The 15,277-nt window shown below is 36.3% G+C and carries 18 protein-coding genes; 8 read left to right on the top strand and 10 right to left on the bottom strand.

Going from position 1 to position 15,277, the window contains the following annotated elements; translation table 11 throughout:
• Positions 1-52 precede the first annotated feature (52 nt).
• Together A9G47_RS02430 and A9G47_RS02425 are read right to left on the bottom strand one after the other, a co-directional pair.
• Positions 53-622, bottom strand: a complete 570-nt coding sequence (locus A9G47_RS02430) for a hypothetical protein (RefSeq protein WP_065642074.1) — start codon at positions 620-622, stop codon at positions 53-55.
• Positions 592-1,194, bottom strand: coding sequence for a hypothetical protein (locus A9G47_RS02425; protein ID WP_065642073.1), 603 nt, complete (start codon positions 1,192-1,194; stop codon positions 592-594). The genes A9G47_RS02430 and A9G47_RS02425 overlap by 31 nt, the downstream gene beginning before the upstream one ends.
• Positions 1,195-1,572: 378 nt before the next feature.
• Here A9G47_RS02425 and asnA point away from each other — a divergent pair, with 378 nt between their 5' ends.
• On the top strand, positions 1,573-2,565 hold the full coding sequence (gene asnA, locus A9G47_RS02420) for an aspartate--ammonia ligase (protein WP_065566295.1): 993 nt from the start codon (positions 1,573-1,575) through the stop codon (positions 2,563-2,565).
• A 68-nt stretch (positions 2,566-2,633) separates the two neighbouring features.
• Here the strand turns inward: asnA and A9G47_RS02415 are convergent, their stop codons facing one another.
• On the bottom strand, positions 2,634-3,026 hold the full coding sequence (locus tag A9G47_RS02415; RefSeq protein ID WP_065566294.1) for a DUF1161 domain-containing protein: 393 nt from the start codon (positions 3,024-3,026) through the stop codon (positions 2,634-2,636).
• 369 nt (positions 3,027-3,395) lie between these two features.
• A complete protein-coding gene (locus tag A9G47_RS02410) occupies positions 3,396-3,659 on the bottom strand; it encodes a SemiSWEET family transporter (protein ID WP_081297764.1) in 264 nt (87 codons plus the stop codon).
• A gap of 624 nt (positions 3,660-4,283) precedes the next feature.
• Between A9G47_RS02410 and A9G47_RS02405 the strand changes: the two genes are divergently transcribed.
• On the top strand, positions 4,284-4,727 hold the full coding sequence (locus A9G47_RS02405; protein ID WP_065642072.1) for an IclR family transcriptional regulator: 444 nt from the start codon (positions 4,284-4,286) through the stop codon (positions 4,725-4,727).
• The gene (locus A9G47_RS14440; RefSeq protein ID WP_218057416.1) at positions 4,637-4,885 is read left to right on the top strand and encodes an IclR family transcriptional regulator domain-containing protein; all 249 of its coding nucleotides are present in this window, start codon (positions 4,637-4,639) and stop codon (positions 4,883-4,885) included. The genes A9G47_RS02405 and A9G47_RS14440 overlap by 91 nt, the downstream gene beginning before the upstream one ends.
• 6 nt (positions 4,886-4,891) lie before the next feature.
• On the opposite strand, the gene A9G47_RS02400 is transcribed toward A9G47_RS14440, so the two are convergent.
• The gene (locus A9G47_RS02400) at positions 4,892-6,301 is read right to left on the bottom strand and encodes an aminotransferase-like domain-containing protein (RefSeq protein WP_065642071.1); all 1,410 of its coding nucleotides are present in this window, start codon (positions 6,299-6,301) and stop codon (positions 4,892-4,894) included.
• Positions 6,302-6,486: 185 nt separating this feature from the next.
• Here A9G47_RS02400 and pdxS point away from each other — a divergent pair, with 185 nt between their 5' ends.
• The 5 genes from pdxS to A9G47_RS02375 all read left to right on the top strand — a co-directional run bounded on the left by pdxS (position 6,487) and on the right by A9G47_RS02375 (position 10,311).
• Positions 6,487-7,374 carry a pyridoxal 5'-phosphate synthase lyase subunit PdxS gene (gene pdxS, locus A9G47_RS02395; protein WP_065580269.1) on the top strand — a complete coding sequence of 296 codons (888 nt, stop codon included), beginning with the start codon at positions 6,487-6,489 and terminating at the stop codon, positions 7,372-7,374.
• A gap of 2 nt (positions 7,375-7,376) precedes the next feature.
• Entirely contained in the window at positions 7,377-7,964 is a 588-nt protein-coding gene (gene pdxT, locus A9G47_RS02390; RefSeq protein ID WP_065566289.1) for a pyridoxal 5'-phosphate synthase glutaminase subunit PdxT, read from the top strand.
• 594 nt (positions 7,965-8,558) lie between these two features.
• Complete coding sequence (locus A9G47_RS02385) at positions 8,559-8,918, top strand: ArsC family reductase (protein WP_065642070.1); 360 nt, start codon at positions 8,559-8,561, stop codon at positions 8,916-8,918.
• A gap of 13 nt (positions 8,919-8,931) precedes the next feature.
• A complete protein-coding gene (dapE, locus tag A9G47_RS02380) occupies positions 8,932-10,071 on the top strand; it encodes a succinyl-diaminopimelate desuccinylase (RefSeq protein ID WP_065642113.1) in 1,140 nt (379 codons plus the stop codon).
• A 51-nt stretch (positions 10,072-10,122) separates the two neighbouring features.
• The gene (locus tag A9G47_RS02375; RefSeq protein WP_065566287.1) at positions 10,123-10,311 is read left to right on the top strand and encodes a YpfN family protein; all 189 of its coding nucleotides are present in this window, start codon (positions 10,123-10,125) and stop codon (positions 10,309-10,311) included.
• Between the two features lie 8 nt (positions 10,312-10,319).
• Here the strand turns inward: A9G47_RS02375 and cysZ are convergent, their stop codons facing one another.
• The 5 genes from cysZ to bamC all read right to left on the bottom strand — a co-directional run bounded on the left by cysZ (position 10,320) and on the right by bamC (position 15,250).
• Positions 10,320-11,123 carry a sulfate transporter CysZ gene (cysZ, locus tag A9G47_RS02370; protein ID WP_065642112.1) on the bottom strand — a complete coding sequence of 268 codons (804 nt, stop codon included), beginning with the start codon at positions 11,121-11,123 and terminating at the stop codon, positions 10,320-10,322.
• 120 nt (positions 11,124-11,243) lie between these two features.
• Positions 11,244-13,259 carry a tRNA(Met) cytidine acetyltransferase TmcA gene (locus A9G47_RS02365; RefSeq protein WP_065642069.1) on the bottom strand — a complete coding sequence of 672 codons (2,016 nt, stop codon included), beginning with the start codon at positions 13,257-13,259 and terminating at the stop codon, positions 11,244-11,246.
• 3 nt (positions 13,260-13,262) lie between these two features.
• Positions 13,263-13,718, bottom strand: a complete 456-nt coding sequence (locus tag A9G47_RS02360) for a DUF441 domain-containing protein (protein WP_065566285.1) — start codon at positions 13,716-13,718, stop codon at positions 13,263-13,265.
• Positions 13,718-14,428 carry a phosphoribosylaminoimidazolesuccinocarboxamide synthase gene (gene purC / locus A9G47_RS02355; RefSeq protein ID WP_065642068.1) on the bottom strand — a complete coding sequence of 237 codons (711 nt, stop codon included), beginning with the start codon at positions 14,426-14,428 and terminating at the stop codon, positions 13,718-13,720. Before purC ends, A9G47_RS02360 begins: the two co-directional genes overlap by 1 nt.
• Positions 14,429-14,497: 69 nt before the next feature.
• Positions 14,498-15,250: an outer membrane protein assembly factor BamC gene (gene bamC, locus A9G47_RS02350; RefSeq protein WP_065580267.1), complete on the bottom strand. Its 753-nt coding sequence runs from the start codon at positions 15,248-15,250 to the stop codon at positions 14,498-14,500.
• Between the last annotated feature and the right edge of the window lie 27 nt (positions 15,251-15,277).

The raw sequence follows: 15,277 nt of genomic DNA, 5'->3' as shown, positions 1-15,277 counted from the left end.
TTATGCTTGATATTAAAGAGCAATTTTAACTGAAATTAATAATGCCAATAAATTAAGGTTTTGGATGAAAATCCTCAATTTCATCACGCCAACGATTATAGTTCCAACTTACAATTTTGGCTGTTATCTCTGTCAGGTAACCTTGCGCTGCTTGTTTTTGTGCTGGGGTGAGGATCTGTTCTAAATGATTTTGAATTTGCTCGTTATATTCCCAAACTGGGGGGAGTTGCTCAGAATCCCACGCTAAATTGTTACCTTGTTCCTCGATTTTTTGTTTAGCATAATCACTTAATAGCGACCATGCATAGGCTTTAACAATATCATGCTCACGGCCTAATCCATATAAATAGGCTTCGGTAACCCGTAATATACCAATAATCGAGCTATGCTCCGCCATTAACTGCGCATAATCAATCGACAATTTTAAATCTTCTGATTTTAAGGATTTTCGGTATTCAGTTAATTTATTAATCTTTTTATAATGTTCATCTTTATAATGGTCGCCTTGTTGAAATAACATTCTGGCTATCAAGGCCTCGTAGCAATGATAGCCCCCTTCAATGGCATAGTTTAGATATTTAATACTTTTTTCTAATTTATCATCTGGACATGGAAATGCCATTCCTTTCTCATTATATCCACAAGGGCTATACCGCCAGCTTTTCGGTAAGCAAAATAGGGATATTTTAAATCAGCAAACTTATCCCATAAATAACCTCTCATTTTAATACTTCTAAACACTTTAGGTTCAACTAGTGGGTTACCGGCATTATCCACTAACTGATCGCGATATTTACGTATAAACTCAGTAAAAGACATCATGATACCATCTTCTTTTCCCCTTCCATCATACAAATCTTCCCAATGAAGCAGTTCATAATAATAAGGCATTGCATTTTTATCCCATTGCCAAGCATGTTTAATAAATTTTACTAAGTTATCAGGATCAACTACTCCATAGAATACTTGATCGTCGAATGCATGCCTATATAGCTGTTCAGCTTCGTCTATGCGTAATAATTGATTTTCGGGAATAGTTGAAGGATAAATTGTATAGTCCATAGGTATAGCTTCCGATTCAACATAATTTTTACTTTGCGCAGAAAAACAAAAATAGAATAGACATATACTAATAACCATTAATGTACTGATAAATATCAGCATCAATTTTACTGCTTTGCGAGGATGATTCATTAAATATACTCCAAATTATTTCGATTAAAGACACTCACATCAATAATTCTCGCCTCTCACTTCACTTTTTTTTATTTTGTTATAGTAATTGCCTATTTTATCAATAACATTTTGATTAGCACGGATTATTTAATTATATATTTGAAATATAGTAACAAATTAAAAAATCAAATAAAATCAATTGGTTTTCTGACTGTTTTTATGTAATTCTAATTAATTTTATAAATTTCTCTATTTTAGCAATGCGCTAAATTATCAAAAACCATAAAACTAAATACGTATAAAACCTTGTTTTAATACTCTATCTACATCTTGCAAAATGTACTCATCTAGTTTACCTTACTCATACACCAAAAACTAAATAACTAGAGTGTAAACATGACGATATCATTTAAAGAGCAACAGCAGCGAATTAGCTTTGTTAAGCAATTTTTTGCCAATCAGCTTGCCGAGCGTTTATCACTTATTGAAGTGCAAGCCCCGTTATTAAGCAAAGTGGGCGATGGTATTCAAGATAATTTGTCAGGAACTGAGCACGCAGTACAAGTTAAGGTAAAAGCAATTCCTAATGCACAATATGAAGTTATACACTCACTTGCAAAATGGAAACGTAAGATTTTAAGTGATCACCAATTCGAAGCTGGCGAGGGAATTTATGCAAATATGAAAGCATTGCGCCCTGACGAAGATCAGCTTTCGCCAATTCATTCCGTTTATGTTGATCAGTGGGATTGGGAAAAGGTCATTCGCCCTGAAGATCGCAATTTAACTTATTTAAAACAAACTGTCGATAATATTTATGCCGCTATTAAAGCAACCGAAAAAGCGGTATCTCAACAATATCATCTTTCACGCTTTTTACCCGAATCAATCACTTTTATCGATAGCGAACAACTTTTAAAACGCTATCCAAATTTACCGCCCAAAGAACGCGAAAACGCCATCACCAAAGAGCTTGGCGCTGTATTTTTAATTGGTATTGGCGGTAAGCTCTCAAATAATGAAAGACACGATGTGCGTGCCCCCGATTATGATGATTGGAGTAGCAATAACGATTTAGGCTCTAAAGGTTTGAATGGCGATATTTTAGTATGGAATTCGGTATTAAATAGTGCCTTTGAAATTTCATCAATGGGTATTCGTGTCGATCCTGAAACATTAAAACGCCAATTAAAGTTGACTAATGACGAAGATCGCTTGCAATTTGCTTGGCATAAAGCTTTAATCAATGGGGATTTATTACAAACGATTGGTGGCGGTATTGGTCAATCACGACTAACCATGCTACTTTTACAGCAAAAACACATTGGCCAAGTACAAGCAAGTGTATGGAGCGATGATACCAAAGCAAATTACAACCATTTACTATAACTATGCCATAAAAATATAGGGCATTACGCCCTATTTTTTGACTCAAAAATGTGACTAACTACTGATAATTAATTCTGTACCGGTGCTGATTGATTATCTTGGGGAGTCGGTTGAACATTTTGTTCTTCTGTTGGATTAATTGTTGAGGGCTGTGTTAAGTTGTCGTCATCACTTTGTGTAGGCTCATCTTTTGCATTAGTTGACGGTGTTTGTGACGTGGTTGTAGAGCTATCTAAACGAACATAAATAATATGTTGCTGACCACGATCACATGATCCCACAATTTTACCTTCAATTTGCTGTTCTGGCTTATCAACCGATTCTAATTTCAGCTGAAACAGTGACGGATCTACACCATTATTTTTGATTTTTTCGGCAATGTTACGGCTAATTTCATCACAATTTGATGCCGCCGCCAACATCGGTAAACAAAGTAAAAACATGCCGATTAATTTTTTCATTTTTTTTCCTTTTATATGTAATTTAACGACCATCTGTAATAGAAAATGATTGGTAAATTTACTTTTTGAATTACAACTACAAATAACATTGCGCATAATTAAATATCCAATAAATCTGCTAACACAACTTATTCACAGTAAAGTTTGATAACAGTTTAACAAACCTGTTGATAACTAAAAATCCCATTGATTATTAAATAATTTTTAAAGGGATCAAATATTAAACTTCTCTAGTTATGATTTTATTTAGCTTAAAAAAGCTTACTTTTTCAACCTGATTCAAAAGACCTTGCATTATCATTGAGAGCAAAATTCCCACAAAAAAGCAATAACCCTATAATTAATTACCGTTCAATAGCTTTACCTTATTTATAAAGCGGTAAAAAAAGCCATTAAGCCAAAAAACACACCCGGCGAATTAGCAATTGCAATTGGCCAGTCTTTCTTTTCTCTTAATAAACCATAGCAAACCCAAAGTGAACAGTTAATCGCAGCTGCTAATGGCTGAGTAGGATTTGATTTAAGCCCATGTAAATTATCAATGATTTGAGGAATATAAGAAACATACATCCCTAATGATGCAAATGTAGCAACAATCCCTAAAACACGAAAAGCTTTTGGTGAAAGATGCAAAACAGCCTCCTAATATCATTTATTACTTATTAAAGTATGTATTAATTATAACCATTTAGGGCATGATCAGTAAACAACCCACTAAGGTTCAGTAGCCCTAAGAAGATCAACGTAAAACAATCCATTAACTAAATTTAACTTATTTAGTTAACATTCTTTACCAAGGATTTTTATTTAATCATTAAGTTACAAAACAGCTTCAATTATTTATAACACAATTTAATAATAAATAATAAGATGAAACTAATTTTAATAATTGGCAAAATGATTTAATTATGCTTAAGGAATAATTATTGATTGGTAATTTCCACTCATCTGAATATATCTCATATCAAAAAGCTAATGAAGACAAATATCAATTTTATTAATAATAACAATAAATTACAGGATTATACGCCAAAATAAAACAAGCAAATTAAGTTTAATCGTCAGAACAAATTTTGAAGCAAACCTTCATCACAGGCTTAACTAATAATGCCAAAGCTAACTTAAAATATTATTCACTGTTGGATTTAATAAGTATTGAATAAGCTTGTTGATAACTCTTTAATATTTTGATTATTTGACATTTTTATGAATCGATTAAAAAACAACCACTAAAGTAAATCAACATTACTTGCCAGTTTGATTACTAATGGCTTATTAAGGCAAAATGAAGGAAAATACTTTTTAGGACTTGCTTTTTACGAATTTGGCAATAAAGCAATTGAACAATTTGATATAAAAGAGCTAGCCATTGAGCCTCTTTCATTTTTGCGAGATAAAACACAACTTGCTTGCCATTTAGGCATATTAGACGGCAACTCAGCGATTTATTTAGCCAAAGTCGAAAGCTCTAGCGCAATTCAGGTCAAAAGCTGGCTAGGTCGCAAGCTTTCATTGCATAGCTCTGCTCTTGGTAAAGCGCTTTTAGCATGGGAACCTGAACAGCGTATTGATGAGTTATATCCAAACGAAAACTTAGTGATTAAAACACAATTACCACAAAAACGGCATACAAAAAGGAACTTAAAAAAATACGCGAACAAGGTTGGGCATTTGATAACGCCGAAGACTTTGACGAAGTGACCTGCTTAGCGGCACCAGTTTATGATAAAAGTGGCAAAGTCATTGCCGCAATTAGCACATCAGGGGTTCGATTTCAAATGCCAAGTGAAAGAATCAACGAGTTTGTTCAATATTTACTGAGTGCAACGAAAATGCTATCTGACAAAATAAAAAGCTAATCTATTTTATTTGTCCATATTCAGTTGCTGATCAAAATGACCAAAGCTTAACCTAATGGTGCCAAGTTCGTCACCAAAATCGGCACCTTCCGATACAATTATCCCTTTTGACAGCAATTGATTAAGCAAGGTTGATTCTTGCGCCACCGTGCTCACGGGCAAATGTGCATACAGATGAAAACCACCCAACGGCGCTTGATAAGTAATGTCACCACCAAAATAGCTATCTAACCACTGCATTAACTGTTCAGCTTTGATTTGTAGCGCTTGACGTAATTGTTGTTGGTGTGAAGCGTGATAACGTTGTAAATATTCTTGAGCTAATAATTGTGGCAATATACTTAAACCTGAATCAATATGGTGACGAATTTTGGCTAAATTTTCGATAATATTATGCGGAGCTAACATCCACCCGACACGAATATTACGCCCAATATATTTTGATAACGACCCTAAATAGATAACTTGATTATGCTGATCATACTTTTTCATTGGCGTTACAGCTAAATCAGAAGTAAATGCTAGACGGCTATAAGCATCATCTTCAACAATCCCGATACATTGTAGTCGGCAAAATGCCAATATTGCCAACTTTCGCTCATTGCTCATAACAAACCCTGTTGGATTTTGAAAAATAGGATTTAAAAATAACCATTTTATTTGATGTTGCCGTACACAATTTGATAGGCTATCAAGCGTTATGCCTTCATTATCGCATTCAATACCATATAAACGTAATCCCGCTGCTTGAAACAAAGGTAATGAGTAAAAATAAGAAGGAGACTCTATACCAACTGCATCGCCAGGTTTAAGTAAGCCCTGTGTAATAAGAAATAATGATTGTTGCGTACCTGATGTAATTAAAATTTCATTAATATCAACTTGCATAGCAAACTGGCTTTGCATATAAAGTGCAATTTGTGCTTTAAGTGATGGCAAACCTAATTGCAACATATCACTGTTTTTTTCGTGCATAATTAATTCATTTAACGAAATATTTGGCAACTGGAGCTTGGGGATTAAATGTGTTGGTAAATCACCATTAGCCAGATCACAAATACACAATTGTTGTTCGCGAATTTGTGCTACTTTTTGCTGATAAAATGATTGTTTATTATGATAAAAATGTGCAGGTAAACGCCAATTAATCGATGAATAAGTTTGCATGCCCCATTTTTGCTTATTAACATAGGTGCCACTCCCTTGACGGCGGATCAGCACCCCCCGTTCTGTTAACAACTCCAGCGCATGAACCACGGTTGAGCGATTAACACATAATTTTTTTGCCAGATCACGTTCTGAAGGTAGCCTTTCACCCGCGAACAACACGCCCTGCTCAATATAGTGTTCTATTAGCTGCGTCACCTTTTTAAAAAGCGCTCCAGTAAATGGTACCAGTTTTTGTTTATCCCACATTATTATTCCACTTTAATGGTTTAGCCCGTTTTTTAATTATTTTTGTTACAGCAAATTTACCCAAAATTGGATGGTTTTATTATAGTCCAATTGGCTGTTTTTTATTGTGCTTTATTTTTGAATAATACTCCACACTAATTAAAGTTAAACAATATTGCCATTATAAACCTAAAAAGGAGTAAAAGATGAACCAAGTTACAGGCACACAAACCGTTAAACGAGGCATGGCACAAATGCAAAAAGGCGGTGTAATTATGGATGTTGTTAATGCAGAACAAGCCAAAATTGCCGAACAAGCTGGCGCAGTTGCAGTGATGGCACTAGAACGAGTACCGTCGGATATCCGCTCGGCTGGTGGCGTAGCTAGAATGGCTGACCCAACCATTGTTGAGCAAGTGATGAACGCTGTGAGTATACCTGTTATGGCTAAAGCTCGAATTGGCCATATTATTGAAGCCCGTATTCTAGAATCGATGGGCGTTGATTATATTGATGAAAGCGAGGTATTAACCCCTGCCGATGAACAGTACCACTTACTTAAAGATGAATTTACCGTACCATTTGTTTGTGGATGCCGTGATTTAGGTGAAGCACTACGCCGAATTGGCGAAGGTGCATCAATGCTACGCACCAAAGGTGAACCCGGCACGGGTAACATTGTTGAAGCTGTGCGCCACATGCGTAAAGTCAATGAACAAATCCGCCTAGTGGTCAGTAAATCAAAAGATGAATTAATGACCTTTTCCAAAGAAATAAATGCACCTTACGAACTGATTTTACAAATCAAACAGCAAGGAAAATTACCCGTTGTTAATTTTGCCGCAGGCGGCATAGCAACCCCCGCCGATGCGGCATTAATGATGCAACTTGGTGCCGATGGTATTTTTGTTGGATCTGGAATTTTTAAATCACAAAACCCTGAAAAATTTGCCAAAGCCATTGTACAAGCCACGACTTATTTTGATGATTATCCACGCTTAGCTCAGCTTTCAAAAGGTTTAGGCGAAGCAATGAAAGGCATTGAAATTAGCACACTGACTCAATCTGAAAGAATGCAAGATCGGGGTTGGTAATAATGTATTCATCAAAACCAAGTATCAAGCATATTGGTGTGCTCAATTTACAAGGTGCGGTAAGTGAGCATATGACAATGTTAAGTAGTATCAACAATGTACAAACGTCTTTAGTTCAGAAAGCTGAACAATTAGCAAGGTTAGATGGTTTAATTATTCCAGGTGGAGAATCCACAACAATCAGCCGTTTAATCAAACAAAATGGGCTTTTAACACCCATTCAACAATTTGCTAAACAAGGCAAAGGTATTTTTGGCACTTGTGCTGGGCTTGTGCTTTGCGGTAAAAGCACAACACATAACGAAGTAGAGTTATTAAATTTAATCGATATAAGTGTTGAAAGAAATGGATTTGGACGCCAAGTTAACAGCTTTGAAACAACCTTAGATATACCAGTTGTTGGTCTACAAATACCCGCTGTATTTATTCGAGCCCCCTATATTGCCAAAGCAGGAAAAGCTGTTCAACAACTCGCATTTGTCCAACAGCATTGTATTATGGCAGAACAAAACAATATCCTAGTTTGCGCCTTTCACCCCGAACTAACTAATGATAATCGCATTATGCGTTACTTTGTTGATAAATGCTAAATTAAATAAGGGATTTTATATAAAATCCCTAAAGGCTATCCTTATCTAATAGCTAATTTATTTCAGTTAATTAATGGTTGATTACTCATGTTAATCAATAAAAATCTATAGCTAATTGTCCTTTAAATTCCCAATAGATTTTTACTGCCATTATAAACGCACCCGCCTACACGGCGGTAAACTGGAGTTACGCGCTATAAACGGGGGGAAAACTTTTCTAAACCGCCTACACGGCGGTAAACTAGAAGCAAATATACTATAAACTTTGTTTGGCAAAAGGCAAATAGGATTTTTGTCTTCAAAAACCCTTTTTGAAAAGGGTTTTATAACCAATTGTTTTTATTAGTTTTAATTTTTTGTTAAAAAAAAGGGTAGCAAGTTTTTAAATTTTTATATGATAACTTAATTTTTTCACCAAAAAACATCAGATACCATATTGGTTTTATTTCTATTTTAAGATAAAACCAAGGGATAAAAAATTAATGACACTAAATCAATCAATAATAAGATATCTAACCAAATAGTTTCTTGCAATTTGCTGCACAATGCCCATACTGCTATAATTTTGTTATCTTTCAAACTTGGATCTCTATTATGTACATCATCTATGGCATTAAAAACTGCAATACAATGAAAAAGGCCTTTACTTGGCTTGATAATCACCATGTCAGTTATCAATTTCATAATTATAAAACTGATGGTCTTTCTGAAGATCTTTTAGATATTTTTTTGCAATTAGTCGATTGGCAAAGTTTACTTAATATCCGAGGAACAACTTGGCGAAAATTAGATGAGTCCGTCCGTTCACAAATAAATGATGTGCAATCTGCAAAAAAGATTATGTTAACCAACCCATCCATTTTAAAACGCCCTTTGCTTATTGACGGTGGCAAGCGTGCTGTGTTGGGGTTTTCAAATGAACTTTATTCGCAATTTATTTCGCAATCTAAATAAAATCGAGACTATTATGACTGAACCTGTTATTGCGCTAACCAAAGCACTCATTGCTGAAAAATCAATAAGCCCTGACGATAAAAACTGTCAAAAGATGATTATTGAGCGATTAAAACCGCTTGGTTTTATTATTGAAGAAGTGAATATTGGGCAAACCAAAAATTTATGGGCTTATCATGGTGATGCCACCAGTAAAACTCTTATGTTTGCTGGACATACCGATGTTGTGCCAGTTGGTGATGAAAGCAAATGGCTATACCCGCCGTTTACACCGACCATTGATGAACACGGTGTGCTTTATGGTCGTGGCGCATCTGATATGAAAAGTGGTGTTGCAGCAATGGTTTGTGCCGCAGAAGATTTTGTTAAGCAATACCCAAATCATGCTGGGCGAGTGGCCTTTTTAATTACATCAGATGAAGAAGCCGATGCAAGTGATGGCACAGTTAAAGTCGTTGATTTGCTTATTAAACGAAAAGAACGTGTTGATTACTGTATTGTAGGCGAACCATCCAGTGACGTTGTACTTGGTGATCAGATTAAAAATGGACGCCGCGGATCACTCACTGCCAATTTAATTGTACATGGAATTCAAGGTCATGTCGCTTACCCACACCTTGCGGATAATCCTATTCATCGTTTTGCCCCTGCATTAGACGAGCTTGTTAACACTATTTGGGATGAAGGCAATCAATACTTTCCACAAACGACAATGCAAGTTGCCAATATTAATGGTGGCACTGGTGCTGAAAATGTTGTACCTGGTGATCTGAGTGTGCAATTTAACTTTCGTTATAGTAGTGAATTGACTGACATGGCAATTAAAACACGCGTAGAGCAGATCTTACAAAAACACAATTTAAATTATACGTTAAATTGGCGATTATCAGGGCACCCATTTTTAACCCCACAAGGCGATTTAACTAATGCAGCGGTTAGTGCCATTAAAGAATTTACCGATATTGACACTAAGCTATCGACCAGTGGCGGCACATCGGACGGACGTTTTATTGCTCAAATGGGATGCCAAGTTATTGAACTTGGCGTACTTAATAAAACTATACATAAGGTCAATGAAAACGCTAATTGCCAAGATATTATTACCTTAACTGCGATTTATCACCGCATTTTAGAAAAATTGTTGCTAACATAGCTAACATAGCTATCATTGTGTCGTTATCCAATTAGTTTAAAAGGAAATAGCATGGAGTGGTTAAAAGATTACTGGTGGATGATTGTAGTGATTTTAATTGGGATTTTTATTAATGCTATTAAAGCACTGAATCGGCTAAGTTACAAAGCATATCTTGAAAAAAAGAAAGGGATAAAACCTATCCCCTATCAAGATGATGACGACGATTGGCCATCAAAAAATTCAACTAACAAAAAGTAACACCTGCCTTAGCGAAAATCTTGGGCACTACTATCAAATAGTGCTTGATGACGATAGCGATCAACCCACATTGCTGTTGCGCCACACACAGCAATAGGCATAATAATTAAATTAAGCACCGGTACCATAGTAAAAAAGCTGACTAATATGCCAAAAGTTAAATTATCACCCCGATCTTGTTTAAGTAACTCACTCATCCGCTGAAAAGTTATTTTATGGTTATCAAAGGCATAATCAGCATACTGAATATTAATTTGCCAAGCAGTAAATAAAAACCAAACCACAGGCGTTATTGATTGTCCAATAACAGGAATAAAATAAGTTAACAATATGGGGATCGCCCATAATAGATAATTGGCGAGTTTGTGTATTTCTCTGCCAAAAATACGTGGCAGATCTTTAATGATACTAATCCACGATGTATCTGGAGCAGGGATACCCGTTAACTGCGCCTCTACCTGCTCGGCCAATAAACCGTTAAACGGTGCGGCAATAATATTAGTTATAGTGCTAAAAAAATAACAAAATAGGACAACCAACATCAATATAACCATTAAAATGAGGATATACCCTAACCAATGTAACCAACTTGGCATATACGATAATCCCCAATCGACCATGCCCGAGATGGTATGAAAAAACCAATAAAATAATATCGACATAACCACCACATTGGCGATTATGGGTAAAAAAACAAATCGCTTAATACCTGGGCTAAACGCCAATGACCATCCTTTAAAAAAATACCCAACACCTGTTGTTGGTTGATTTTTTGGTTGATTGGTTTGTGAATACCGATGTTGCGATCGGATTTCTAAATTATTATGCGCCACATTCGATTCCTTTTTAATAAAAACGAATTGAGTTAAAACAAACTAAATTGAAACATGATGATCATTGTAAACATACCCCATAGGGGTCTGCAATAATGATCAGCTAACTTTATTGGGTATTTTGTTAAAAATCACATTATCGCCTTGCCTTACCAACCATGTTTTGACCTCGTGCTTAATGGCCTGCATTAACGCTGATTTACCCGCAAGTTGATATAAATTCACGATCAATGGTTGATTATTTTTGTTTTTTATCAATGCTGACAATATCTGCATTGATAATGGTTGCTGGTGGGTTTGATTATAGTGATTCAATCGGCACAGCGCCGCATAAGTCGCTTCAAACGGTCGGTGATAGTAAGCAAATCCAGCCAGTTCATCTAAATCTTGCCCATCTAAATCTTGTGAAAGCATGGCGTTACTGTCTTTTGTGATCATCTCGCTGAAAGGCAAATCGATGATATCTTTAAGCCAGTATGCGTTGCGCTGTAGTTTTTGCTCTAGCTTAGCGGTTAAATGCAACCCAGATTCAGTTAGTGGTTTAAGCGCCATAACAGAATAACTGCCACTACTTGCCTGTTTATGGCTACTAACGTGAACCAAAACAAATCCACAAGCAGTCCAAAATTGATAATTAGTCGGGCTATAAGCAAAACTGACTGACAAAAAATCATTATGCTGTGTTTTAGCATGATCAAATAGGGTTTGTATAAGTTGGCTGGCAATATGTTTGCGCCGATAGGTGCTTAGCACCGCAATGCGGTTAATTCTAACCGAACGCAGTTTAGCTGCCAGCCGTTCTCCCGCATGTGCAACAAGCGATTGCGCAACTAAATTGCCTTTAGGTCGACGAGTTCCTTTCCACACTTCATCGATCAGGCTGTCGGGCAAGTTACCTTCATCAACGGTGAGCGCTGCAGCAACTTGCTCATTGCAAATTGTCGCCTGCCAAACCGACAAGTTTTGTGCGTCAAACAAGCGCCTTAAATCCGTTAATGTGGTTTGATAATGCGCGATTTTTAATAAATAAAAGATAGATCTTAATGCATTAATATCATTGCGTTCAATCTTTGAATATTGTGCTAATAACACATTGAGCTCGGAGCCAGCTTTTTGCTCTAATAAACCATTTAGCAACAACCGATCACTAAATTGCTCCAACTTATCACCCGCATGCCAACGAATAGGTGTGTGTAGGTAGAAATATTGACATGAATTGTCTAACAACAATTTCAACAAAAAGCCCTGCCCAGTACCTTCATAACCTTCAGCTGTAGTAGTTAATAACACTCGGCTATTATTGGCAATTGCCTGTTGTAGCAATTTTTTTAGCATTGGCAAAGGGATCATTGCTGCTTCATCAATAATCAAATAATCCGCAAAATTATTATGAGAACATGCAATTAATTCATCAGGAGCAAAAAAGGGGGTATTCGGCTTAGCAAAAGTAAAAAAGGTAGTTAATGCTGATTTATTGGGTGCAGTAACAATGCAACGCCGATAGTGGCTAAACTGCCCAGCTAATGCTGATTTTCCTCGCCCACGTTTGGCAACTACAACACTAATAGGCTTATTGCTGTTTAACAATTGCTTTAATGTGTTTTGTTGTTCGGTTAAATCGCAATAATTTTCGGTAATAACGGGTAAAGATGGAATCGAGAATGTCGCGGGTTGGGGAAAATATCTGCAATTAGAAGATAAACCACATTCCGCCAAGGTCTGCATTAAATGTGCAATAAAATTAGGCACAGTGATAGCGGTTGGATTTTCGTTCCAGCGCAAGCTGTCCTGATCATGCCAACGGGAAAAGTCGTTAGGTAATAACAAAATTAGCATACTACCTTTAACGAGTGTGCCAACCAGCATAGCAAAGGCATCAAGATTGAATCCTGCTGTTGCATCAAATATAGCATGTCGAAACTGGCGCCCTAATAACTTTTTTGTTTGGTTAGGGGGAAGCATATTAAAAACAAATTCATTTGGGCAATTAGCCTGCGAGGTGATCGTTAGCCAATCTCCAGCATAATTACCGATAATATGACTAAGTTGTGCAAATAATTGCCTAGCTTCACCCTGTAGCACCCATAGCGTTCTTGTGCTGTTGGCGTTGTACATAGACTAACTTTTTCCAATCAATAACGACAACAAACCAGCCGCAATCAACGGACCAACAGGAATGCCTTTGAAAAAAGCCACACCAACTAATGTGCCAATAATTAAGCCATTAATAATGGTTGGGTGTGCTCCCATTAGCGATACACCACGAGTACCAAGCCACGATACCAAAATACCCACAAAGATTGCCAATAAAGATTGCCAAGAGGTAAACGATTTGGCAAGATCGCCAATCTTTAATGATCCATCCGCCAATGGCACCATCATAGCTGCCGTTAAAATAACAATACCGATAGTTAAACCATATTGATTTAAAAATGGAAAGTAAACAGCTAATGGCGTTAGCTTAAATAATAACAATAATAGTACTGCAAATGTCACTGTGTTATTATGTGTTAAATAACACAGTGCGGCTAACCCTAAAAGAAGAAAAAAAGAAATATCAAACTGCGCAAACATTACAAAGGAACACCTATACGTTTTGCCACTTCTTCATAGGCTTCAATTACGCCACCTAAACCTTGTCGAAAGCGATCTTTATCCATTTTTTTTAGTGTATCTTTTTTCCATAAACGACAACCATCGGGTGAAAACTCGTCACCTAAGGTAATTTCATTGTTAAATAAGCCAAACTCAAGTTTGTAATCAACCAATATTAGCCCCGCTTTATCAAATAAATCAGTTAAAATTGTGTTAATTTTAAAACTGAGCTCTTTCATTTTAACTAATTGATCTTCACTAGCCCAGCCAAAGGCTTTGCAATGCGATTCATTTACCATTGGATCATGCAATGCATCGTTTTTGAGAAATAATTCAAATGTAGGAGGATTTAAAACTTTGCCTTCCTCAACACCTAAACGTTTAACTAAAGATCCCGCTGCACGATTACGCACCACGCATTCCACAGGTACCATTTGTAGCTTTTTAACTAACACTTCATTATCTGATAGTAAAGCTTCAACTTGGGTTGGAATACCTGCTTCACGCAATTGAGTCATAATAAAATAGTTAAATTTATTATTAACCATTCCTTTACGTTCTAACTGTTCAATACGTAAACCATCAAATGCCGATGTATCATTGCGAAACTCAAGGATTAATAAATCAGGGTTTTCGGTTGTATATACCGTTTTTGCTTTACCACGATAAAGCTCAGCCAACTTTTTCATGCTTATAACCTTATATCAAATTGCCAATAAAGAATTAAGGAGCTATTCGCTCCTTAAATTCCAAACTTATTATTGATTTTCACCACTCACGGCTGTTGCGGGTTTCTTGCCCTCGGTCTTGTCTTTCGCAGCATCATCACTTTGCGCTTTTGGTGGTACAACGCGCAATGAATCTGGTGCAACATCATCCATTATGCCATTAAATAAGCCAACAACATAACGCTGTACTTCAATAGGCTGCGAAGTTAAATCATCAGCCCCACGCGTTAGCGAAAGCGTTGAAATCACTATCGTTTCGGTATCACCCACTAATTGTCGTTTGAATGAATAAGCCGCTTCAACGGTTTGATCTTCATCTGCACGTACCATAAATGCTTTGCCAGTTTTTAGCGTATTATGATCTTGACTAACAATGGAGATATTTCTTTTGCTTAAACTATTCGGGATACGCTCCCACACGTTATAACTTAATGGCACGTTAAACGTCACCGCGCCGTTATTATAAATTGCAAAGGCTTCTTGAATAGTCGGAATCGGTAAAATGGGTGGGCGGATATCCACTCGTTTGCCTAAATCACCGCTAAGTTCAGCATTATTAACATAAAATTCACCACTTTCAGCTGGCACAGAAATGCCATCAGGAATAATTAGCGGTTTTAATGTAGGCGCTTTAAGGTAATCTTCATTTCCATCGACTTCACGCTTATAGTTTTGATTGCTCCCACAGCCAACAAGAAATAAAGAAGTCATAATGGTTAAAACAGCCACTTTTTTAATGGCTTTGTTTTTAAATAAAGTTCTGTTCAATGTGTGATTTAACATAGATATCTACTTTTTAAAATAAAGGTT

It is taken from the genome of Gilliamella sp. WF3-4, assembly GCF_001690275.1.
GTDB classification, from domain to species: Bacteria; Pseudomonadota; Gammaproteobacteria; order Enterobacterales; family Orbaceae; genus Gilliamella; species Gilliamella apicola_C.
This window is presented reverse-complemented; position numbering and strand designations above follow the sequence as displayed.